A 19,583-nucleotide genomic window follows, 5' to 3' on the forward strand; every position below is an offset into this window, starting at 1 on the left:
CAGGATTTCGCACATGAACGCCCGCGTTCGCCTCCCGGTGCACACCGATCAGCACGCCCCCTCCTATTACGCTGCGAGCGCCAACCGGCGCATCGACTACCCGCCGTTGGCAGGGGAGGAGCTGGCTGATGTTTGCATTGTCGGTGGCGGATTTTCCGGGCTGAACACTGCCATCGAGCTAGCCCAGCGCGGCCTCTCGGTGGCGCTGCTCGAAGCCCGGCAGATCGGCTGGGGCGCCAGCGGGCGCAACGGCGGACAATTGATCCGCGGCGTCGGCCATGGCGTCGAGCAGTTCGAGCCAGTGATCGGTGCCGAGGGCGTCCGCGCCCTCAAGCTGATGGGCCTGGAGGCGGTAGAGATCGTCCGCCAGCGGGTCGAGCAATTCGCCATCGACTGCGACTTGACCTGGGGCTACTGCGATCTGGCTAACCGGCCGCGTGACCTGGAAGGCTTCGCCGCGGACAAAGCAGAGCTCGAAAGCCTGGGCTATCGCCATGAGCTGCGCCTGGTTCAGCCCGGCGAGATGCGCAGCGTGGTGGGCTCCGACCGCTATGTCGGCGGGCTGATAGACATGGGCTCCGGGCATCTGCACCCGCTCAACCTGGCCCTCGGTGAAGCGGCTGCGGCCGCCTCGCTGGGCGTGCGACTGTTCGAGCACTCGACGGTGACGAGGATTGACTACGGCGCAGAAGTGAAGGTGCACACTGCGCACGGCCACGTTCGCGCCAAAACGCTGGTGCTTGGCTGCAACGCCTACCTGAACAATCTCAACCCGGCCCTGGGCGGCAAGGTGCTGCCAGCCGGCAGCTACGTCATTGCCACCGAGCCCCTCTCCAGGGAGCTCGCACATGAGCTGCTGCCGCAGAACATGGCGGTGTGCGACCAACGCGTCGCACTGGATTACTACCGCCTGTCCGCCGACCACCGCCTGCTGTTCGGCGGTGCCTGCCATTACTCCGGGCGCGACCCGGCCGACATCGAAACGTACATGCGGCCGAAGATGCTCAAGGTGTTCCCGCAGTTGGAGCACGTGCGAGTCGACTTTCAGTGGGGCGGGATGATTGGCATCGGTGCCAACCGCCTACCGCAGATCGGTCGACTGGCGGACCAGCCCAACGTCTACTTCGCCCAGGCCTACTCCGGCCATGGGCTGAACGCTACTCACCTGGCCGGCAAGCTCCTGGCCGAAGCCATCAGCGGGCAGCAGTGCCACGGCTTCGACATCTTCGCCAAGGTACCGCACATGACCTTCCCCGGCGGCCGCTACCTTCGCTCGCCATTGCTGGCGCTGGGTATGGCCTGGTACCGCTTGAAGGAAGCCGTTGGGGTGGTTTGATTCTGTAGGGTGGACGGGCTCTGCAGGAAAGCAGAGCCTGGCTTAGCTCAGTCAGCAGCAGTTGCTGCTTCATCCTCGAATAGCTCCCGGTTCCAGGCCAGCCAGACGAAGCCGGCCGCGCCCAAGGCCATCATCAGCGGCAGTGCGTGACCGCTGATCCACTGGCTCGCGGCCCCGGTAGCCAAGGGCCCGACCAGGCAACCGATGCCCCAGAGCTGGGCGACGTGGGCGTTGGCGCGGACCAGTTCATCATCGCGATAATGCTCGCCGATCAGGATCAGTGCCAGGGTGAAAAGGCCGCCAGCACTGGCACCGAACAGCACCCAGATCGGCCAGATCACTGGTGTGTGCAGCAACAGCGGAATGGCCAGGCTGCTGACCAGCAAGGTCAGGCCACAGGCCCGAAACAGAGTGCGGCGGGACATGCGATCGGCCAACCAGCCAATCGGCAACTGCAGGGCGGCGTCACCCACCACCACCACACTGGCCATGAGCAAAGCGACTTCCTGGTTGAAGCCCTGGCGCAAGCCATAGATCGGCAGCAGGGTCAGCATCATCGCTTCGAACGCAGCGAACAGCACCACGGCCCAAGCGATGGTCGGCAAGCGACTACAGAAGGCCCACAGACCGCGACCGGATGCACTATGGGCGTCGACGCTGGGCGCCCCGGCACGGCCAAGTAGCAGCAGCGAGCCGCCAATCAGCAAGCCGGTACCAGTCCAGAAGCCGAGGTCGTTGGTCGTGCCCAGTGCGCTGAGCAGCAGCGGGCCAGAAAGTTGGCTGAGCGCATAGCCCGTGCCGTAGAGCGCCACCAGCCGACCGCGCCACTCTTCCACCGCGAGCTGGTTGATCCAGCTTTCGCCGAGGATGAATACCACCGTCAGGGCCACGCCGATCAACAGGCGCAGCGCCACCCAGACCGGGTAGCTCTGTACCACCGCCAGCAGGGCCACGGAGAGCGCCCCCACCAGCAGGCACATCTGCATCAGCGAGGTCGTGCCGAAACGCGCGGCCAGTCGCCCGGCGAGGCTGGCCCCGAGCAGCACGCCAACAGCAGGGGTCGCCGCCATCACGCCAATGGCGAAGGTGCCGTGGCCCCAACTCTCGAGACGCAGAGAGACCAGTGGCATGGTCACCCCGAGGGCGAGCCCGATGCTGATGACTGCGCCGCACACGGCGAAGTAGGTTCCCCAACGCATTGCCAACGACCTCCATTCCGTAAAGGACGCATTTAACGGGTGATACAAGCGCCTGCGGCCGGGTCCCTTGAGGGAACCCGGCCGCCGGCGTAGCTCAGATGAGCCGGCCCCTCAGAAGAGGGCCGGACCTTACCTAGCTCAGAGCTTGATCCAGGTAGCTTTCAGCTCAGTGTACTTGTCGAAGGCGTGTAGCGACTTGTCACGGCCGTTGCCGGACTGCTTGAAGCCGCCGAACGGCGCGGTCATGTCGCCGCCATCGTACTGGTTGACCCAGACGCTGCCGGCACGCAGGGCCTTGGAGACCAAGTGAGCCTTGGACAGATTGCTGGTCCACACCGCAGCGGCCAGGCCGTAGACGGTATCGTTGGCGATCTGCACGGCTTCTTCGACGTCGTCAAAGGCGATGACCGAGAGCACTGGCCCGAAGATCTCTTCCTTGGCGATGCGCATGGCATTGTCCACGCCGTCGAAGATGGTCGGCTCGACGTAGGTACCGCCGGTTTCCTCCAGCACGCGATGACCGCCGGCCACCAGTTTGGCGCCATCGTCATGGCCAGCCTGGATGTAGGACAGCACGTTGTTCATCTGGGTGGTGTCAACCAAGGCGCCGACGTTGGTCGCCGGGTCCAGCGGGTTGCCCGGTTTCCAGGCCTTGATCGCTTCGACCACCATCGGCACGAACTGGTCCTTGATCGAACGTTCCACCAGGAGTCGCGAACCGGCGGTGCAGACTTCGCCCTGGTTGAATGCGATGGCACCAGCAGCAGCCTCGGCGGCCGCCTTGAGATCAGGCGCGTCGGCGAAAACGATGTTCGGGCTCTTGCCGCCGGCTTCCAGCCAAACGCGCTTCATGTTGGACTCGCCGGCGTAGATCATCAGCTGCTTGGCGATCTTGGTTGAACCGGTGAACACCAGGGTATCGACGTCCATGTGCAGGGCCAGGGCCTTGCCCACGGTGTGGCCGAAGCCTGGCAGCACGTTGAGCACGCCCGCCGGAATGCCGGCCTCGATGGCCAGCTGGGCCAGTCGAATGGCGGTCAGCGGAGACTTTTCGGACGGCTTGAGGACCACCGAGTTACCGGTGGACAGCGCCGGACCGAGCTTCCAGCAGGTCATCAGCAGCGGGAAGTTCCACGGCACGATGGCGGCAACCACGCCGACCGGCTCGCGAGTCACCAGGCCCAGCTCGTTGTGCGGGGTGGCGGCGACTTCGTCGTAGATCTTGTCGATGGCTTCGCCATTCCAGCGAATCGCGCGGGAGGCGGCATTGACGTCGACGCTCAGCGAGTCGCTGATCGGCTTGCCCATATCCAGGGTTTCCAGCAGGGCCAGCTCTTCGCCGTGGGCGTCGATCAGATCGGCGAAGCGAATCATCACCTCTTTGCGCTTGACCGGTGCCAGGCGCGACCACACGCCGGATTCGAAGGTCGCGCGGGCGTCCTTGACCGCCAGTTCAGCGTCAGCCAGGTCGCAACTGGCCACCTTGCCCAGCAGCCGGCCATCGACCGGGCTGATGCAATCGAAGGTGTCGCCGGAAACAGCGTGGGTGTACTCGCCGTGGATGAAAGCGCGCGTCTCGATCTGTACGGACTTGGCGCGCTGTTCCCAGTCTGCTCGGGTCAGGGTGGTCATGGAGTTTTCCTCTTATTAGTAGAAGCGCGGCTGGATTCAGGCACGCACTGTCAAAAATTCTGCAAGGTCGACCTATGAATCGCCATGTTCGCAACCCTAAACCAGAGGACCCAGCATTTTCAATATATTTGACAAAAATCCGCCAAATACCCTTGTCATGTTCGTTTTATTAAACATAGACTTCGCCAGAATCAGCCCTGCAGCCTTACCTCGCCTTTCTGGTGGCCATAATGACGAACAACACCTCACCTCAACCGGGCAGAATAACCAACAGCCTCGACGATTTCTGGATGCCATTCACGGCCAACCGCCAGTTCAAGGCAAGGCCGCGCCTGCTCGAAAGCGCCGAGGGCATGTACTTCACCGCCACTGATGGGCGCAAGGTGCTCGATGGCACCGCCGGTCTCTGGTGTTGCAACGCCGGCCACGGCCGCCGTGAAATTACCGAGGCGGTGAGCCGGCAGATCGCCAAGCTCGACTTCGCGCCAACCTTCCAGATGGGTCACCCGCTGCCTTTCGAGTTGGCCGAGCGGCTGGCGGAGATCGCGCCCAAGGGCCTGAACAAGGTTTTCTTCACAAACTCCGGTTCCGAGTCGGCAGATACCGCCCTGAAGATCGCCCTGGCTTATCAGCGCGCCATCGGCCAGGGCACCCGCACTCGCCTGATCGGTCGCGAGCTGGGCTACCACGGCGTGGGCTTTGGCGGCATTTCAGTCGGAGGGATGGTCAACAACCGCAAGGCTTTCAGCACACTACTGCCCAACGTGGATCATCTGCCGCACACACTGGATATCCAGCGCAATGCCTTCAGCCGTGGGCTGCCGGAGTTCGGCATCGAGAAGGCCGACGAGCTGGAGCATCTGGTGACGTTGCACGGTGCCGAGAATATCGCTGCGGTGATCGTTGAGCCGATGTCGGGTTCCGCAGGCGTGATCCTGCCGCCGGTGGGCTACCTGAAGCGCCTGCGCGAAATCACCCGCAAGCATGGAATCCTGTTGATCTTCGATGAAGTGATCACCGGCTTTGGCCGCATCGGCGAAGCCTTCGCCGCCCAGCGCTGGGGCGTCACGCCGGACATCATCACCTGTGCCAAGGGCCTGACCAACGGCGCCATCCCCATGGGCGCGGTGTTCGTCGACGAGCAGATCTACCAGGCCTTCATGCAAGGCCCGGAAAGCAACATCGAGTTCTTCCACGGCTACACCTATTCCGGCCATCCGGTGGCCTGCGCCGCCGCCCTGGCCACCCTGGACATCTACCAGAACGATCGCCTGTTCCAGCAGGCCATCGAACTGGAAGGTTACTGGCAGGAGGCGCTGCTCAGCCTTCGCGACCTGCCCAACGTCATTGACATTCGCGCCATCGGCCTGGTCGGCGGCGTGCAACTGGCACCGAGCGCCGAAGGTGCTGGTAAGCGCGGCTTCCAGGTCTTCGAACAGTGCTTCCAGGACAACGTGATGGTCCGCGTGACCGGCGACACCATCGCCATGTCGCCACCACTGATCGTCGAGAAAGCCCAGATCGATACGCTCATCGCCACGCTTGGCGATGCTATCCACAAAGCTTCTTGAACGGGAACTCTGCCATGAATGTGCAACAGATCGTCGACTTCGCCCAGGCCACCACCGCGCCCGAACATTACCGCCCCGCCGCCGAAAAAATCCTCAAGGGCGATCCCGAGCAGAGCGTACGCAACCATTACGCCAGCCCCTGCGGGCAGTTCAATGCCGGTGTCTGGGAAGGTGCCGTCGGTCACTGGACGGTGAACTACACCGAGCATGAATACTGCGAAATCCTGCAGGGCGTGTCGGTCATCCGCGACAAGGATGGCAATGCCAAGACCTTGCGCGTCGGCGACCGTTTCGTGATCCCGGCCGGATTCTCCGGCACCTGGGAGGTGCTGGAGCCCTGTCGCAAGGTTTACGTGATGTTCGAGCAGGCGGCCAAATAGTCCCGCTCATCCCCTGATGCTTGTCACCCTTCAGCCCGCGCTTCGCGGGCTTTTTTATGGGCGCGGATCGGGATCCGGCCTTTTCCTGCCCTCACTCAAAGGGAGAAATCGCACACATGAAAAAGCCCGCCATATAGGCGGGCTTTTTCGACAAGGGCCGGATCAATTACTTGATCTTGGCTTCCTTGTAGATCACATGCTTACGCACAACCGGATCGAACTTCTTGATCTCGATCTTTTCGGGAGTGGTGCGCTTGTTCTTGTCGGTGGTGTAGAAGTGGCCGGTACCGGCGCTGGACACCAAACGGATCAGTTCACGCATGATTAGCTCCTTAAACCTTTTCGCCGCGAGCACGCAGCTCGCTCAGCACGACGTCGATACCGCGCTTGTCGATGATACGCATGCCCTTGGCGGAAACGCGCAGACGCACAAAGCGCTTTTCGGACTCGACCCAGAAGCGATGGTGCTGCAGGTTCGGCAGGAAACGACGACGGGTTTTGTTGTTAGCGTGGGAAATATTGTTCCCGGTAACCGGACCCTTACCGGTTACTTGACAGACTCTCGACATGCCTCAGCCCTCTAAACCACATGCCCAACCCGGCATGGGTTGGCCGCTTGAACTCTAACTTGGGTGGGCGCTTCAGCGCCCGTCTCGTCAGGGTCTTACCGGCCGCATAATGAATGCGAAAGACCGGGCCCCCAGAAAAGAGCGCTGCTTTATATCAGAAACCCCCTAGTGCAGCAAGGGCCGTAGCGATTTACCCACAGGCCCGGAACGCTCCCAAAGCACGCACAGCCGTTACTTCGGGAGGCACAGGGCAGGGCGACCGCTCGTCGCCCGCTGCCGATTGTCCGGTATCCGGCATTGGTCTAGGGTTAGGCCCTTGGCCCGACCGCTGGCCGCCCGTCTTCCCCGCAAAGGAGTTTGCCATGCGTTTCGCCGCCCTCCCGCTGCTGTTCGCCCCGCTGTTGACCCAGGCTGCCACCCTCAGCGTCTGTACCGAGGCCAGCCCCGAAGGCTTCGACGTAGTCCAATACAACTCCCTGACCACCACCAATGCTTCGGCCGACGTATTGATGAACCGCCTGGTGGAGTTCGATGCCGAACGCGGCCAGCTGGTGCCCGGCCTGGCGGAGCGCTGGGACGTCTCGGCCGACGGCCTGGTCTACAGCTTCCACCTGCGCAAGGGGGTGGTCTTCCACAGCACGGACTATTTTACGCCAAGCCGCCCCCTCAGCGCGGACGATGTGGTGTTCAGCTTCCAGCGCATGCTCGACCCGACGCAGCCCTGGCACAAGATCGCGCAAAGCGGTTTCCCCCACGCCCAGTCAATGCAGCTGCCCAGCCTGCTCAAAAGCATCGAGAAGTCTGGCGACTATGAAGTGCGCTTCACCCTGAACAAGCCGGACGCCACCTTCCTGGCCACCCTGAGCATGGGCTTCGCCTCCATCTATTCGGCCGAGTACGCCGACCAGCTGATGAAGGCCGGGACACCGGAGAAGCTCAATGCCGAGCCCATCGGTACCGGCCCCTTCGTCTTCAAGCGCTTCCAGAAGGATTCTGCCGTGCGCTATGCGGCCAATCCGAACTACTTCGCTGGCAAACCGGGCATCGACGGACTGGTGTTCGCCATCACGCCTGATGCAAACGTGCGCTTGCAGAAGCTGCGTCGGGGCGAGTGCCAGATCGCCTTGTCACCCAAACCGCTCGACGTGCAGGCCGCCGCCAGTGACGCCGCAGTCCGGGTAATCCAGACGCCCGCCTTCATGACCGCCTTCGTCGGCATCAACAGCCGGCACGCGCCACTGGATCAGCCCAAGGTGCGCCAGGCCATCAACCTTGCCTTCGATAAAGCCAGCTACCTGAAGGCCGTGTTCGAAGGCAGCGCCAGCGCTGCGGACGGTCCCTTCCCGCCGAATACCTGGAGCTATGCCGCCAAGCTACCGGCCTATCCCCATGATCCGGAGAAGGCCAAGGCCCTGCTGGCGGAGGCTGGTCTCAAGGACGGCTTCAAGACCACGATCTGGACCCGTCCGTCCGGCAGCTTGCTGAACCCCAACCCCAGCCTCGGCGCACAGCTGTTGCAGGCCGATCTGGCCAAGGTCGGCATCCAGGCCGAGATCCGCGTGATCGAATGGGGCGAACTGATCCGCCGCGCCAAAGCCGGCGAGCATGACCTGCTGTTCATGGGTTGGGCCGGCGACAATGGCGATCCGGACAACTTCCTCACGCCGCAATTCTCCTGCGCCTCGGTGCAATCCGGACTGAACTTCGCACGCTTCTGCAATCCCGAACTGGACAAGCTGATCAGCGACGGCAAGACCCACAGCACCCAGGCCGAACGTGCCGCACTCTACGAGAAGGCCCAACAGATCATCCGCGAGCAGGCGCTGTGGCTCCCGCTCGCCCACCCCACCGCATTCGCGCTGACCCGCGCGAACATCGAGGGCTATAAGGTCAGTCCGTTTGGCCGCCAGGACTTTTCCAAGGTCAGGCTTGCCCCCTAGGGTCTCTTGACGTTTCGGCGCAAAACGCGGCGAAACGTCAACAGTTCCTAAACCCAGCCATATTCGGCCATCGACAACGGCTCGCCATCCCCCACGATGAAGTGATCAAGCACTCGCACATCGATCAGCGCCAGCGCCTCCTTGAGACGCTGGGTCAGCTGTCGATCGGCCTGACTAGGCTCTGCAACGCCAGAAGGGTGATTGTGCGTGAGGATCAAGGCTGCGGCGTTGTGCGCCAACGCGCGCTTGACCACCTGGCGCGGATAGACGCTGGCACCGTCGATGGTGCCGTGGAACAGCACCTCGAAGGCCAGCACCCGGTGCTTGGAATCCATGAACAGGCAGGCGAACTGCTCGTGATGCGCATGCCGCAACTGTGCCTTCAGGTAAGCGCGTACAGCCTGAGGACTCTCCAGCGCGGAATCGCGGCGTAGCCCTTCGGCCAAGTGGCGCCTGGCTATTTCCAGCACCGCCTGCAACTGGGCGAACTTGGCCGGCCCCAGGCCCAGATGCTGGCAGAAGGATTCGAGGTCCGCCTCCAGCAGCGGACGCAGACCGCCGAACTCGCTGAGCAGCTGGCGGGCGAGATCCACCGCGCTACGGCCGGCGACGCCAGTACGCAAGAAGATGGCCAGAAGCTCGGCATCGCTGAGGGCTGCCGCGCCCTGGTCGAGAAGTTTCTCCCGCGGACGCTCCGCCGCGGGCCAATGTCGAATGCTCATGAGACCTCCCTGGTTGAGCTGCGCCGCTGTTCCGATGCGGGCGCTGTGCTATCTTACCCCACCCTTTTTGCGCGGCGGCCGGTCTGGGGAGGCCCCGCCGCAGCGCATCGTCAACATCCATAGAAAGGCAGGCCTATGCAGCGGCTCTATCGGAAACGCATCCTCCTGGGCGTGGGCGGCGGCATTGCTGCCTACAAGAGTGCTGAGCTGGTCCGCCGACTGCGTGACCAAGGCGCCGAAGTCCGCGTGGTGATGACCCAGGGCGGCCGTGAGTTCATTACACCGCTGACCCTCCAGGCCCTCTCCGGTCACCCGGTCCACCTGGAATTGCTAGACCCCGCCGCCGAAGCGGCCATGGGGCATATCGAGCTGGCCCGCTGGGCCGACCTGGTGCTGATTGCGCCGGCCACCGCCGACCTGATCGCGCGCCTGGCCCAGGGCATGGCGGACGACCTCCTGAGCACCCTGGTACTGGCCACCGATGCCCCGGTCGCCCTGGCCCCGGCCATGAACCAGGCGATGTGGCGCGACCCGGCCACCCAGGCCAACCTCGAACTGCTGGGTCAGCGCGGCTTCCGCCTCTTCGGCCCGGCATCGGGCAGCCAGGCCTGCGGTGACGTCGGCCTCGGCCGCATGCTGGAGGCCGAGGAGCTGGCACAACGCGCCGCCGACTGCTTCGAGCATCGCGCCCTGACCGGCCGCCATGTGCTGATCACCGCCGGACCGACCCAGGAAAACATCGACCCGGTGCGCTACATCACCAACCACAGCTCCGGCAAAATGGGCTTTGCCCTGGCCGAAGCCGCAGTGGAGGCTGGCGCCAAGGTGACGCTGATCACTGGCCCAGTGCACCTGCCGACGCCGGATCGGGTCAACCGCATTGACGTGATCAGCGCGCGTGACATGCTGGCGGCCTGCGAAGCGGCGATGCCCTGCGACTTGCTGATCGCCGCGGCCGCCGTCGCCGACTACCGCCCCGAAGTGGTGGCCCAGCACAAGATGAAGAAGGACCCGACCAGCGGCGAAGGCCTGTTGCTGCAGCTGGTACGCAACCCCGATATTCTCGCCACCCTTGCCGGCCGTCCCGATCGCCCCTTCAGCGTCGGCTTCGCCGCCGAGACCGAGAACCTGCTCGAATACGCTTCGCGCAAACTCAAGGACAAGAACCTCGACCTGATCGTCGCCAATGATGTGGCCAACCCCACCATCGGCTTCAACAGCGAGGAAAACGCCATCACCATCATCGACCGCGACCTGGGCCAGACCAGCTTTGCCCAGACCAGCAAGGGCAAGATCGCCCGTCAGCTGATCATCTTCATCGCCGACCGCCTCAACCAGGCCTGAGACCTCATGCATTCCCTGCAAGCCAAGATCCTCGACCCCCGCCTGGGCAGCGAATTCCCGCTGCCGCAATACGCCACCCCCGGCTCCGCTGGCCTCGACCTGCGCGCCATGCTCAAGGAAGAGGTCGCCCTCGAACCGGGCCAGACGCTGCTGATCCCCACTGGCCTGTCGATCCATATCGCCGACCAGGGCCTCGCAGCCATGATCCTTCCGCGCTCCGGGCTGGGCCATAAACACGGCATCGTCCTCGGCAACCTGGTGGGGTTGATCGACTCCGACTACCAGGGCGAGCTCATGGTTTCCTGCTGGAACCGTGGCCAGACGTCCTTCCGCATTACAATCGGTGAGCGCATCGCGCAACTCGTGTTGGTGCCCGTGGTACAAGCTCACTTCGAGCTGGTCGAGGAATTCCACGAAAGCCAGCGCGGTGCAGGCGGCTTCGGCCATACCGGCAGTCAGTAATCGCCCGCCCTCAGGACAAACCGCCGAGGAGACCTCAGTGAAACTCTTCAAGCGCAGTAGCAAGGATGCAGCGCCCACAGAGCAGCCAAATGCGCAGCTCATGGTCAAGGCTCGGGCGCAACCTCGGCCCGGCGAACTCCTGCCGGGCGTCATCGCAACGCTGGGCGGCCTGGCAGCCGCCGGCGCCATTCTCTGGTTCGGCGTGCTCGCCCCTGCCGATGCGAACCGCGTCGCCCAGCTGAGCCAGATATGGGGCAGCAGCCAAGCCTCTGCCGTCCAGCAAGCCATTGCGCAAATGCAGGCCGAAACTGCCGCCGCAGCGCAGAACCCGGCACTGATCGAGGCCCTGGAAAGTGGCGACGCCACCCGGCTCCAGATGGTCGAACGCAATCTGACCCACTGGAGTGGTGTGGTAGATGCACACCTCAACTTGCCAGGCCAGGCGCAGCCGGATGGGCAGCGCGCGGCCCCAATGAACTTCGCCGCCCTGGACCTGCTGCGCCGCGCAGAGGAAGGCCAGAAGCCAGCGCTGGAGGCTTACAAGAACGGCCAGCGCTGGCTGATCTATAGCGCCACCCCCCTGCGAGCGAGCCCCGACGCACCACTGCAGGGCACCCTGCTGCTGGCATTCGACCTTCAGCACCTGCTCAATGCCCTGCCGGCGCTGCCGGCCGACATCGGCCAGTTGCAGCTGGCCCAGCAATTCAGCAAGGCGCCGCCCCAGATCCTGGCGACACGCGGCCAGGCAGCAGCCGTCGCGCCGATCACCTTCGACAGCGGCAACCCAAACTGGCGCCTCAGCTTCACCCCAGGGCCGGCGCTCACCCAGTCTTCCGGCTCGCCGTTGCTCCTGGCCCTGGCCGCCCTGCTCGCCCTGGCCGGTGCCGTGCTCGGACTCTACCTCAGCCGGTCTGCCCTGCATCGCACGCTGCGCGAGGACGCCCAGCAGTTGAACCAACTGCTGCTCGAACTCTCGAACGGCAAGAGCGTCAAACCATGCAACCTGCGCCTGCCGGCGCTGGATAGTCTGGCCCAGGCGCTCGCTCGCCAGCCCGGACGCAAAGCTGAACCGCTGCCGGAAAACGGCCAAGCCACGGCGCCCGCCAAGCAGACGCCACCCACGACAACTGTGTCAGCCGAGCCGGCCGACCCGTTATTCCAAGATACCGACATCCTCGATATCGACATCCTCGACGAAGACCAGGACCTCCTGGGATTGGAGCAAGCCCCCGCCATGACCAGCATCGAAAAGATCGCACCCGCCCTCCCCGCCAGCATTTTCCGCGCCTATGACATCCGCGGCGTGGTAGGCGACACCCTGACCACCGAGACCGCCTACTGGGTCGGACGCGCCATCGGCTCGGAAAGCCTGGCCCGCGGCGAGCCCAATGTCTCGGTCGGCCGTGACGGCCGCCTGTCCGGCCCCGAGCTGGTACAAAGCCTCATCCAGGGCCTGGTGGACTGCGGTTGCCAGGTCACCGATGTCGGCATGGTGCCGACTCCAGTCCTGTACTACGCCGCCAACGTGCTGGCCGGCAAGTCTGGCGTCATGCTCACCGGTAGCCACAACCCGCCGGACTACAACGGTTTCAAGATCGTGGTCGCAGGCGAAACCCTCGCCAACGAGCAGATCACCGCTTTGCACACCCGCATCAAGAACAACGACCTGGCCAGCGGCACCGGCCGCGTCGAGCAGGTCGAGATTCTCGATCGCTACTTCAGCCAGATCCGCGATGACATCGCCATGGCGCGGCAGATGAAGGTCGTGGTCGATTGCGGCAACGGTGTCGCCGGCGTGATCGCTCCACAACTGATCGAAGCCCTGGGCTGCACCGTGATCCCGCTTTACTGCGATGTCGACGGTACCTTCCCGAACCACCACCCGGACCCGGGCAAGCCGGAAAACCTCGTAGACCTGATCGCCAAGGTGAAAGAAGAAAATGCCGACTTGGGCCTGGCCTTCGACGGCGACGGCGACCGCGTCGGCGTGGTGACCAACGCCGGCACCATCATCTACCCCGACCGCCTGCTGATGCTGTTCGCCAAGGACGTGGTCTCGCGCAATCCGGGCGCCGATATCATCTTCGACGTCAAATGTACTCGTCGCCTGACGTCGCTGATCAGCGGCTACGGCGGCCGCCCGGTGATGTGGAAAACCGGCCACTCGCTGATCAAGAAGAAAATGAAAGAAACCGGCGCCCTGCTCGCGGGCGAGATGAGTGGCCACATCTTCTTCAAGGAACGCTGGTTCGGCTTCGACGACGGCATCTACAGTGCCGCCCGCCTGCTGGAAATCCTCAGCCAGGAGAAGCAGGACGCCGAACAGGTGTTCGCGACCTTCCCGAGCGACATCTCCACGCCGGAAATCAACATCACCGTCACCGACGAGAACAAGTTCCGTCTGATCGAGCGCCTGCAACAGGAAGCCAGCTGGGGTGAAGCCAACCTCACCACGCTGGACGGCGTGCGCGTCGATTATCCGAAGGGCTGGGGCCTCGTCCGCGCCTCCAACACCACGCCGGTGCTGGTATTGCGCTTCGAGGCCGACTCGGAAGAAGAGCTTGAGCGCATCAAGCAGGTCTTCCGCAGCCAGCTCAATGCCATCGCCCCTGAACTCACCCTGCCGTTCTGATCCGTGTTACTGGAGCCCAGCATGACCCTCAGCCTCGACGCCGCCTCCCAAGTCGCCCAGGTCCTGTCCGAAGCGCTGCCCTATATCCGCCGCTTCGTCGGCAAGACCCTGGTGATCAAATACGGCGGCAACGCCATGGAAAGCGACGAGCTGAAAGCCGGCTTCGCCCGCGACGTGGTGCTGATGAAAGCCGTCGGCATCAACCCGGTGGTCGTGCATGGTGGCGGCCCGCAGATCGGTGACCTGCTCAAGCGCCTGTCCATCGAGAGCCACTTCATCGACGGCATGCGCGTCACCGATGCGCAAACCATGGACGTGGTGGAGATGGTCCTCGGGGGCCAGGTGAACAAGGACATCGTCAACCTGATCAACCGCCACGGCGGCAGCGCGATTGGCCTGACCGGCAAGGACGCTGAGCTGATCCGCGCGAAGAAGCTCACCGTCACCCGCCAGACCCCGGAGATGACCCAGCCGGAAATCATCGACATCGGCCATGTAGGCGAAGTCACCGGCGTCAACACTGACCTGCTGAACATGCTGGTCAAGGGCGACTTCATTCCGGTGATTGCCCCCATCGGCGTTGGTGCCAATGGCGAGTCCTATAACATCAACGCCGACCTGGTGGCCGGCAAGGTGGCCGAGGCGCTGAAAGCCGAGAAGCTGATGCTGCTGACCAACATTGCCGGCCTGATGGACAAGCAGGGCCAGGTGCTTACCGGGCTTTCCACCGAGCAGGTCAACGACCTGATCGCCGACGGCACCATCTATGGCGGCATGCTGCCGAAGATCCGCTGCGCACTAGAGTCGGTGCAGGGCGGGGTGAACAGCGCGCACATCATTGATGGCCGTGTACCTCACGCAGTGCTGCTGGAGATCTTCACCGACACCGGCGTCGGCACCCTGATCACCAACCGCAAGCGTTCCTGAGCAGCGAAACCCCGATACGAAAAGGCCGGAGCAATCCGGCCTTTTCGTGTCCAGACCTTGCAAGCAACCGGGAGCCCCTCATGGCCAGCCTGTCACGCACGGATTTCACCTACTTTCACAACCTGCGCGTGCGCTGGGCGGAAGTGGACCCGCAGGGCATCGTCTTCAACGGTCACTACCTGACCTATGTGGACGTTGCCACGACTGAGTACTTTCGCACCCTGGATGTGGCATATCCGGCTGACCTGCAACGTGATGGCGGCGATTTCTTCGCGGTAAAGGCCCTTCTCGAGTACCACGCCCCGGCCCGGTACGACGACCTGCTGGACATCGGCGTCCGCGTCAGCCGCCTGGGTGGCGCAAGCTTGAACTTCCAGATCGGCATCTGGCGCGATGACTTGCAGCTGACGTCAGGGGAGATGGTCTATGTGCACGCCGACACCCACAACCGAACGAGCCGACGGCTACCCGACTGGCTGAGGGAGAGAGTCTTGCGCTTCGAGGGCCACGCCCCACAATTCTGACTCAGGGAGTGGAGCCCAACAGCTCGGCCAGGCGGGCACGGTCAGCGGCGTAGCCGGTCTTGGCTTTTTCACTCTCGGCCTGGTAACGGGCGATCTCCTTGTCCAGTCGCTTCTGCTCTTCACGAAGGCGCTCCATCTGCGTCAGCAGATGCGCCGGAACGTCCTGCCCGCTCCGTTCGCTTTCGGCCGCCTGGCTCTGCAATCCGGTCAATTGCCTGCGCAAGGACTGCTGGTTGCCTTGCACCACCCCAATCAGGCCATCCAGCTCGGCGAGCTTGCGCTCCAGCGCACGATCAACGTCCTCGACGCTGGTGTAAAGACGCAGCAGCTGGGCATCTGAGCTGGCTCGCGCCTGCTCGTCCAGTTGACGCTGCATCTCCTCGCGACTGGGCGCGGGCGGTACGACCCGAACCACGCGCCCCTGGTCATTGAGCACTTCATAGCCCTTGCCGATGTACTCCGGCGGCACGCCCTGCCGATTGAGCACTGTCACGCCCTTGTCATCGACATACCGATAAAGCTCGGCGGCACCGGCCAACGGGGCGATGGTCAGGCACACCAGCAGGCTGACGCGAAGGGCATGTCGCTTCTGCATGTGGACATCCCGCCCGGGAGGGCTCAGATCCCGAAGTTCGCGCGATAGGTTTCCACGGCGGGCAGGTGCTTTTTCAGCTCGGAATCACCTGCCAGATACTCCAGCACCTGCTCCAGGGACACGATGCTGACCACCGGCATGCCGAAGTCGCGCTCTACTTCCTGTATAGCTGAAAGTTCACCCTGGCCGCGCTCCTGACGGTTCAGCGCAATCAGCACGCCCGCCGCCTGGGCGCCCTGGGCCTGGATGATCTGCATGACTTCACGGATGGCGGTGCCAGCGGTGATCACGTCATCGACGATCAGCACACGCCCCTGCAAAGGGGCACCTACCAGGGTGCCGCCCTCGCCGTGGTCCTTGGCTTCCTTGCGGTTGAAGCACCAGGGCAGATCGAGCTGGTGATGTTCGGCCAGCGAGATCGCCGTTGCCGCTGCGAGCGGAATACCCTTGTAGGCCGGCCCGAACAGTACATCGAAAGAAATGCCGCTATCGACCACGGCAGCTGCGTAGAATCGCCCGAGCTGCGCCAGGGCAAGCCCGCTGTTGAACAGACCGGCATTGAAGAAATAAGGGCTGGTACGCCCGGATTTGAGAGTGAACTCACCGAAACGCAGTACTCCGCGCTCGATGGCAAAGCGAATGAATTCGCGCTGATACGCCTGCATGTAAAGCCTCGGACGGCACGGATTTAGCTAAATAGAAAGAGCTCGGGTATCATACACGCACGTGTTTTTGGGGGCCATTTATGCGGATCATCAGTGTGAACGTGAATGGTATTCAAGCTGCCGCCGAGCGAGGACTCCTCAGCTGGCTGCAAGCGCAGAATGCCGACGTGATCTGCCTGCAAGATACCCGTGCCTCCGCCTTCGACCTGGACGACCCTGCCTTCCAACTGGATGGTTATTTCCTCTACGCCGGCGATGCTGAAGTTCCCACCCAAGGCGGTGTGGCGCTCTATTCGCGGTTACAACCCAAGGCGGTGATCTGGGGGCTCGGATTCGAGTCCTGTGATCGATACGGACGCTACCTGCAGGCAGATTTCGACAAAGTGAGCATCGCCACCCTGCTGCTGCCTTCCGGGCAAGGCGGGGACGATAACCTGAACCACAAGTTCAAGTTCATGGACGACCTCACCCATTATCTGAACAAGCAACGGCGCAAGCGTCGCGAGTACATCTACTGTGGCTCGCTGTACGTTGCCCACCAGAAGCTGGACGTGAAGAACTGGCGCGACTGTCAGCAGCTTCCAGGCTTCCTGGCGCCCGAGCGTGCCTGGATGGACGAAGTGTTCGGCAACATGGGCTATGTGGATGCGCTGCGCGAAGTGAGCCGCGAGGGCGACCAGTACAGCTGGTGGCCGGACAGCGAACAGGCCGAGATGCTCAACCTCGGCTGGCGCTTCGACTATCAGGTACTGACGCCCGGCCTGCGCCGTTTCGTGCGCAGCGCGCGCCTGCCACGGCAGCCGCGCTTCTCACAGCATGCGCCGCTGATCGTGGACTATGACTGGCTGCTGAGCGTCTGACGCACGAAAAAGCCGGCTTTCGAGCCGGCTTTTTCTTTGCTGGAGGTATGTATCCCGGAGGATTGGCTCAGCCCACCAGCCGCCATCACGCCAGGCTGATACGCTTTATTTCACCAACCGCCAGCAGAACGGATAACGATAGGCCTGGCCTTCATTGGCCTTGATGCCCGCGATGATGGTCAGCACCAGCGCACCAATGCTGACCAGGCCGAGCAGCGGGAATCCGATCACCACCAGCATCAGCAGGAAACAGAGCACTACCGCCAAGGCGACGGTGATCTGGAAGTTCAGTGCTTCCTTGCCCTGGGCATCGACGAACGGATCGAGGTCCTTCTTGATCTGCCAGACGATCAACGGCCCCAGCAGGTTGCCGAAGGGGAAGACCAGTCCGAGGAAGGCGGAGAAATGGCAGAACATCGCCCACTGCCGCACTTCCTGGCTTGGAGGCTGAGTTTGAGTGAGTTCGTCCATGTACCTGCCCCTCCTCTGCTGATGGTCAGTCGGCCAGCACAGCCCGCTGGAGTTCGAAGAGCTCGCCGAGGCCCTTGCGCGCCAGGTCCAGCATTGCGGTCAGTTCCTCGGGCTGGAAGGGTGTGCCCTCGGCCGTGCCCTGTACCTCGATGAAGCCGCCAGCGCTGGTCATTACCACGTTGAGATCGGTCTCGGCAGCCGCGTCTTCCAGATAGTCCAGGTCCAGCACCGGCTCGCCCTGATAGATGCCCACGGATACGGCGGCGACCATCTGCTTCAACGGCTCGCCCTTCAGCGCACCACGCTTTTTCAGCACCTTCAGCGCGTCAACCAGGGCCACCATAGCGCCAGTGATGGAAGCGGTACGGGTACCGCCATCAGCCTGGATCACGTCGCAATCGAGGTAGATGGTGTTCTCGCCCAGCTTGCTCATGTCCAGGGCGGCACGCAGCGAGCGGCCGATCAGGCGCTGGATTTCCAGGGTGCGGCCGCCCTGCTTGCCACGGCTGGCCTCACGCTGGTTACGCTCGCCGGTGGAGCGCGGCAGCATGCCGTACTCAGCCGTCAGCCAGCCCTGACCTTGCCCCTTGAGGAAGCGCGGCACACCGGACTCGACGCTGGCCGTGCAGATCACTTTGGTATCCCCGAACTCAACCAGCACCGAGCCTTCTGCATGCTTGGTGTAATTGCGGGTGATGCGGATCGAGCGCAGCTGATCAGCTGTGCGGCCACTGGGACGTTTCATCGGGGTATACCTGTACGGGAGGAGTCTGCCGGCCATTATAGAGACCTCTCGCCCGGTGGGACATCGCCACGTTGGGAGTGATGGGTCCGGCTGGGCTACAATCGCCTCCTTCGATCGACCACACCAGAAGGAAATCCCATGGTGCACAGCATGACCGCGTTCGCCCGCGTTGAACGGGCCGGCCCCAACGGCACCCTGAGCTGGGAACTGCGCTCGGTCAACCATCGCTACCTCGAACCCCACCTGCGCCTGCCCGAAGCCTTTCGCGACCTCGAAGGCCCGGTGCGCGATGCACTGCGCCAGGGCCTCTCGCGCGGTAAGGTGGAGTGCACCCTGCGCCTTGCCGAGGAGACCGCCGGCAAGCCGCTGCAGGTCGATCGCGAGCGTGCCGGGCAGCTGATCCAGGCCGCCGAAAGCGTCGCCGCACTGATGCAGCAGCCAGCGCCGATCAGCCCATTAGAGGTCCTGGCCTGGCCTGGCGTGCTGGTAGCCGACGCCGCCGACCCTCAGGCACTGAATGCCGCCGCCCTGGAGCTCTTTGCCCAGGCGCTGGTCGAACTGAAGAACGGCCGCTCCCGCGAGGGCGCCGAACTGGCGCGACTGCTCAACGAGCGCCTCGACGCGATGGGTGAAGAAGTCACCGCCCTGCGCGCGCTGGTTCCGCAGATGCTGGCCGGCCAACGGCAGAAGATCCTCGACCGCTTCAACGAGATGAAGGCCGAACTGGACCCGCAACGCCTTGAGCAGGAGCTGGTGCTTCTGGCTCAGAAAAGCGACGTTGCCGAGGAACTGGACCGTCTTGGCACCCATATTGCCGAAGTTCGCCGGGTGCTCAAGGCCGGCGGCGCAGCGGGACGCCGCCTGGACTTCCTCATGCAGGAGCTCAACCGCGAAGCCAATACCCTCGGCTCCAAGGCCTTCGACCCGCGCTCGACCCAGGCCGCCGTGAACCTCAAAGTACTGATCGAGCAAATGCGCGAGCAAGTGCAGAACATCGAGTAAGAGACAG

At 63.4% G+C, this 19,583-nt stretch carries 20 protein-coding genes; 11 read left to right on the forward strand and 9 right to left on the reverse strand.

Annotation, left to right across the window (positions count from 1 at the left end; translation table 11 throughout):
• Positions 1–13: 13 nt before the first annotated feature.
• Positions 14–1,336 (forward strand): NAD(P)/FAD-dependent oxidoreductase, encoded by a 1,323-nt coding sequence (locus J7302_RS07205; RefSeq protein WP_215372274.1) that lies wholly within the window; start codon positions 14–16, stop codon positions 1,334–1,336.
• A 47-nt stretch (positions 1,337–1,383) separates the two neighbouring features.
• On the opposite strand, the gene J7302_RS07210 is transcribed toward J7302_RS07205, so the two are convergent.
• Complete coding sequence (locus J7302_RS07210; RefSeq protein ID WP_215372276.1) at positions 1,384–2,535, reverse strand: MFS transporter; 1,152 nt, start codon at positions 2,533–2,535, stop codon at positions 1,384–1,386.
• 138 nt (positions 2,536–2,673) lie between these two features.
• Complete coding sequence (locus J7302_RS07215) at positions 2,674–4,167, reverse strand: aldehyde dehydrogenase (protein ID WP_215372278.1); 1,494 nt, start codon at positions 4,165–4,167, stop codon at positions 2,674–2,676.
• 230 nt (positions 4,168–4,397) lie between these two features.
• Here J7302_RS07215 and J7302_RS07220 point away from each other — a divergent pair, with 230 nt between their 5' ends.
• Both J7302_RS07220 and J7302_RS07225 read left to right on the forward strand, forming a co-directional pair.
• Entirely contained in the window at positions 4,398–5,738 is a 1,341-nt protein-coding gene (locus tag J7302_RS07220) for an aspartate aminotransferase family protein (protein ID WP_215372280.1), read from the forward strand.
• 14 nt (positions 5,739–5,752) lie between these two features.
• The gene (locus J7302_RS07225; RefSeq protein WP_215372282.1) at positions 5,753–6,118 is read left to right on the forward strand and encodes a cupin domain-containing protein; all 366 of its coding nucleotides are present in this window, start codon (positions 5,753–5,755) and stop codon (positions 6,116–6,118) included.
• A 166-nt stretch (positions 6,119–6,284) separates the two neighbouring features.
• Here J7302_RS07225 and rpmG read toward each other — a convergent pair whose 3' ends face one another.
• Positions 6,285–6,440: a 50S ribosomal protein L33 gene (gene rpmG, locus J7302_RS07230; RefSeq protein ID WP_215372284.1), complete on the reverse strand. Its 156-nt coding sequence runs from the start codon at positions 6,438–6,440 to the stop codon at positions 6,285–6,287.
• Between the two features lie 10 nt (positions 6,441–6,450).
• On the reverse strand, positions 6,451–6,687 hold the full coding sequence (gene rpmB, locus J7302_RS07235; RefSeq protein ID WP_039806568.1) for a 50S ribosomal protein L28: 237 nt from the start codon (positions 6,685–6,687) through the stop codon (positions 6,451–6,453).
• A 362-nt stretch (positions 6,688–7,049) separates the two neighbouring features.
• Between rpmB and J7302_RS07240 the strand changes: the two genes are divergently transcribed.
• Complete coding sequence (locus J7302_RS07240) at positions 7,050–8,627, forward strand: ABC transporter substrate-binding protein (RefSeq protein ID WP_215372286.1); 1,578 nt, start codon at positions 7,050–7,052, stop codon at positions 8,625–8,627.
• A 47-nt stretch (positions 8,628–8,674) separates the two neighbouring features.
• Here the strand turns inward: J7302_RS07240 and radC are convergent, their stop codons facing one another.
• Positions 8,675–9,349, reverse strand: a complete 675-nt coding sequence (radC, locus tag J7302_RS07245; protein WP_215372288.1) for a RadC family protein — start codon at positions 9,347–9,349, stop codon at positions 8,675–8,677.
• 135 nt (positions 9,350–9,484) lie between these two features.
• Here radC and coaBC point away from each other — a divergent pair, with 135 nt between their 5' ends.
• The 5 genes from coaBC (at position 9,485) to J7302_RS07270 (ending at position 15,238) form a co-directional block, all read left to right on the forward strand.
• Positions 9,485–10,693: a bifunctional phosphopantothenoylcysteine decarboxylase/phosphopantothenate--cysteine ligase CoaBC gene (coaBC, locus tag J7302_RS07250; RefSeq protein ID WP_215372291.1), complete on the forward strand. Its 1,209-nt coding sequence runs from the start codon at positions 9,485–9,487 to the stop codon at positions 10,691–10,693.
• A 6-nt stretch (positions 10,694–10,699) separates the two neighbouring features.
• Positions 10,700–11,155: a dUTP diphosphatase gene (gene dut / locus J7302_RS07255; RefSeq protein ID WP_215372293.1), complete on the forward strand. Its 456-nt coding sequence runs from the start codon at positions 10,700–10,702 to the stop codon at positions 11,153–11,155.
• 1,234 nt (positions 11,156–12,389) lie between these two features.
• Positions 12,390–13,787: a phosphomannomutase/phosphoglucomutase gene (gene algC, locus J7302_RS07260; protein WP_215372508.1), complete on the forward strand. Its 1,398-nt coding sequence runs from the start codon at positions 12,390–12,392 to the stop codon at positions 13,785–13,787.
• Positions 13,788–13,808: 21 nt separating this feature from the next.
• Positions 13,809–14,714, forward strand: coding sequence for an acetylglutamate kinase (gene argB, locus J7302_RS07265; RefSeq protein ID WP_215372295.1), 906 nt, complete (start codon positions 13,809–13,811; stop codon positions 14,712–14,714).
• An 80-nt stretch (positions 14,715–14,794) separates the two neighbouring features.
• Positions 14,795–15,238, forward strand: a complete 444-nt coding sequence (locus tag J7302_RS07270; RefSeq protein ID WP_215372297.1) for an acyl-CoA thioesterase — start codon at positions 14,795–14,797, stop codon at positions 15,236–15,238.
• A 1-nt stretch (position 15,239) separates the two neighbouring features.
• Here J7302_RS07270 and J7302_RS07275 read toward each other — a convergent pair whose 3' ends face one another.
• Together J7302_RS07275 and pyrE are read right to left on the reverse strand one after the other, a co-directional pair.
• Positions 15,240–15,833, reverse strand: coding sequence for a DUF4124 domain-containing protein (locus J7302_RS07275; protein WP_215372299.1), 594 nt, complete (start codon positions 15,831–15,833; stop codon positions 15,240–15,242).
• 23 nt (positions 15,834–15,856) lie between these two features.
• Positions 15,857–16,498 (reverse strand): orotate phosphoribosyltransferase, encoded by a 642-nt coding sequence (gene pyrE / locus J7302_RS07280; protein ID WP_215372301.1) that lies wholly within the window; start codon positions 16,496–16,498, stop codon positions 15,857–15,859.
• A gap of 80 nt (positions 16,499–16,578) precedes the next feature.
• Between pyrE and J7302_RS07285 the strand changes: the two genes are divergently transcribed.
• The gene (locus J7302_RS07285) at positions 16,579–17,358 is read left to right on the forward strand and encodes an exodeoxyribonuclease III (RefSeq protein ID WP_215372304.1); all 780 of its coding nucleotides are present in this window, start codon (positions 16,579–16,581) and stop codon (positions 17,356–17,358) included.
• A 105-nt stretch (positions 17,359–17,463) separates the two neighbouring features.
• On the opposite strand, the gene J7302_RS07290 is transcribed toward J7302_RS07285, so the two are convergent.
• Entirely contained in the window at positions 17,464–17,829 is a 366-nt protein-coding gene (locus J7302_RS07290) for a DUF4870 domain-containing protein (protein ID WP_215372306.1), read from the reverse strand.
• A gap of 25 nt (positions 17,830–17,854) precedes the next feature.
• Entirely contained in the window at positions 17,855–18,574 is a 720-nt protein-coding gene (gene rph / locus J7302_RS07295) for a ribonuclease PH (protein ID WP_215372308.1), read from the reverse strand.
• A 138-nt stretch (positions 18,575–18,712) separates the two neighbouring features.
• Here rph and J7302_RS07300 point away from each other — a divergent pair, with 138 nt between their 5' ends.
• Positions 18,713–19,576 carry a YicC/YloC family endoribonuclease gene (locus J7302_RS07300; RefSeq protein WP_215372310.1) on the forward strand — a complete coding sequence of 288 codons (864 nt, stop codon included), beginning with the start codon at positions 18,713–18,715 and terminating at the stop codon, positions 19,574–19,576.
• The last annotated feature ends 7 nt before the right edge of the window (positions 19,577–19,583 follow it).

Source organism: Metapseudomonas boanensis, from assembly GCF_018704125.1.
In the GTDB taxonomy this organism is placed as follows: Bacteria; Pseudomonadota; Gammaproteobacteria; order Pseudomonadales; family Pseudomonadaceae; genus Metapseudomonas; species Metapseudomonas boanensis.

Coding starts and splice junctions, on each gene's coding strand:
- rpmG (WP_215372284.1), bottom strand. CDS start 6,440: ATGCGTGAACTGATCCGTTTGGTGTCCAGCGCCGGTACCGGCCACTTC.
- radC (WP_215372288.1), bottom strand. CDS start 9,349: ATGAGCATTCGACATTGGCCCGCGGCGGAGCGTCCGCGGGAGAAACTT.
- coaBC (WP_215372291.1), top strand. CDS start 9,485: ATGCAGCGGCTCTATCGGAAACGCATCCTCCTGGGCGTGGGCGGCGGC.
- J7302_RS07220 (WP_215372280.1), top strand. CDS start 4,398: ATGACGAACAACACCTCACCTCAACCGGGCAGAATAACCAACAGCCTC.
- J7302_RS07290 (WP_215372306.1), bottom strand. CDS start 17,829: ATGGACGAACTCACTCAAACTCAGCCTCCAAGCCAGGAAGTGCGGCAG.
- rph (WP_215372308.1), bottom strand. CDS start 18,574: ATGAAACGTCCCAGTGGCCGCACAGCTGATCAGCTGCGCTCGATCCGC.
- J7302_RS07210 (WP_215372276.1), bottom strand. CDS start 2,535: ATGCGTTGGGGAACCTACTTCGCCGTGTGCGGCGCAGTCATCAGCATC.
- J7302_RS07275 (WP_215372299.1), bottom strand. CDS start 15,833: ATGCAGAAGCGACATGCCCTTCGCGTCAGCCTGCTGGTGTGCCTGACC.
- J7302_RS07300 (WP_215372310.1), top strand. CDS start 18,713: ATGGTGCACAGCATGACCGCGTTCGCCCGCGTTGAACGGGCCGGCCCC.
- pyrE (WP_215372301.1), bottom strand. CDS start 16,498: ATGCAGGCGTATCAGCGCGAATTCATTCGCTTTGCCATCGAGCGCGGA.
- J7302_RS07225 (WP_215372282.1), top strand. CDS start 5,753: ATGAATGTGCAACAGATCGTCGACTTCGCCCAGGCCACCACCGCGCCC.
- J7302_RS07285 (WP_215372304.1), top strand. CDS start 16,579: ATGCGGATCATCAGTGTGAACGTGAATGGTATTCAAGCTGCCGCCGAG.
- argB (WP_215372295.1), top strand. CDS start 13,809: ATGACCCTCAGCCTCGACGCCGCCTCCCAAGTCGCCCAGGTCCTGTCC.
- dut (WP_215372293.1), top strand. CDS start 10,700: ATGCATTCCCTGCAAGCCAAGATCCTCGACCCCCGCCTGGGCAGCGAA.
- J7302_RS07215 (WP_215372278.1), bottom strand. CDS start 4,167: ATGACCACCCTGACCCGAGCAGACTGGGAACAGCGCGCCAAGTCCGTA.
- algC (WP_215372508.1), top strand. CDS start 12,390: ATGACCAGCATCGAAAAGATCGCACCCGCCCTCCCCGCCAGCATTTTC.
- J7302_RS07240 (WP_215372286.1), top strand. CDS start 7,050: ATGCGTTTCGCCGCCCTCCCGCTGCTGTTCGCCCCGCTGTTGACCCAG.
- J7302_RS07205 (WP_215372274.1), top strand. CDS start 14: ATGAACGCCCGCGTTCGCCTCCCGGTGCACACCGATCAGCACGCCCCC.
- rpmB (WP_039806568.1), bottom strand. CDS start 6,687: ATGTCGAGAGTCTGTCAAGTAACCGGTAAGGGTCCGGTTACCGGGAAC.
- J7302_RS07270 (WP_215372297.1), top strand. CDS start 14,795: ATGGCCAGCCTGTCACGCACGGATTTCACCTACTTTCACAACCTGCGC.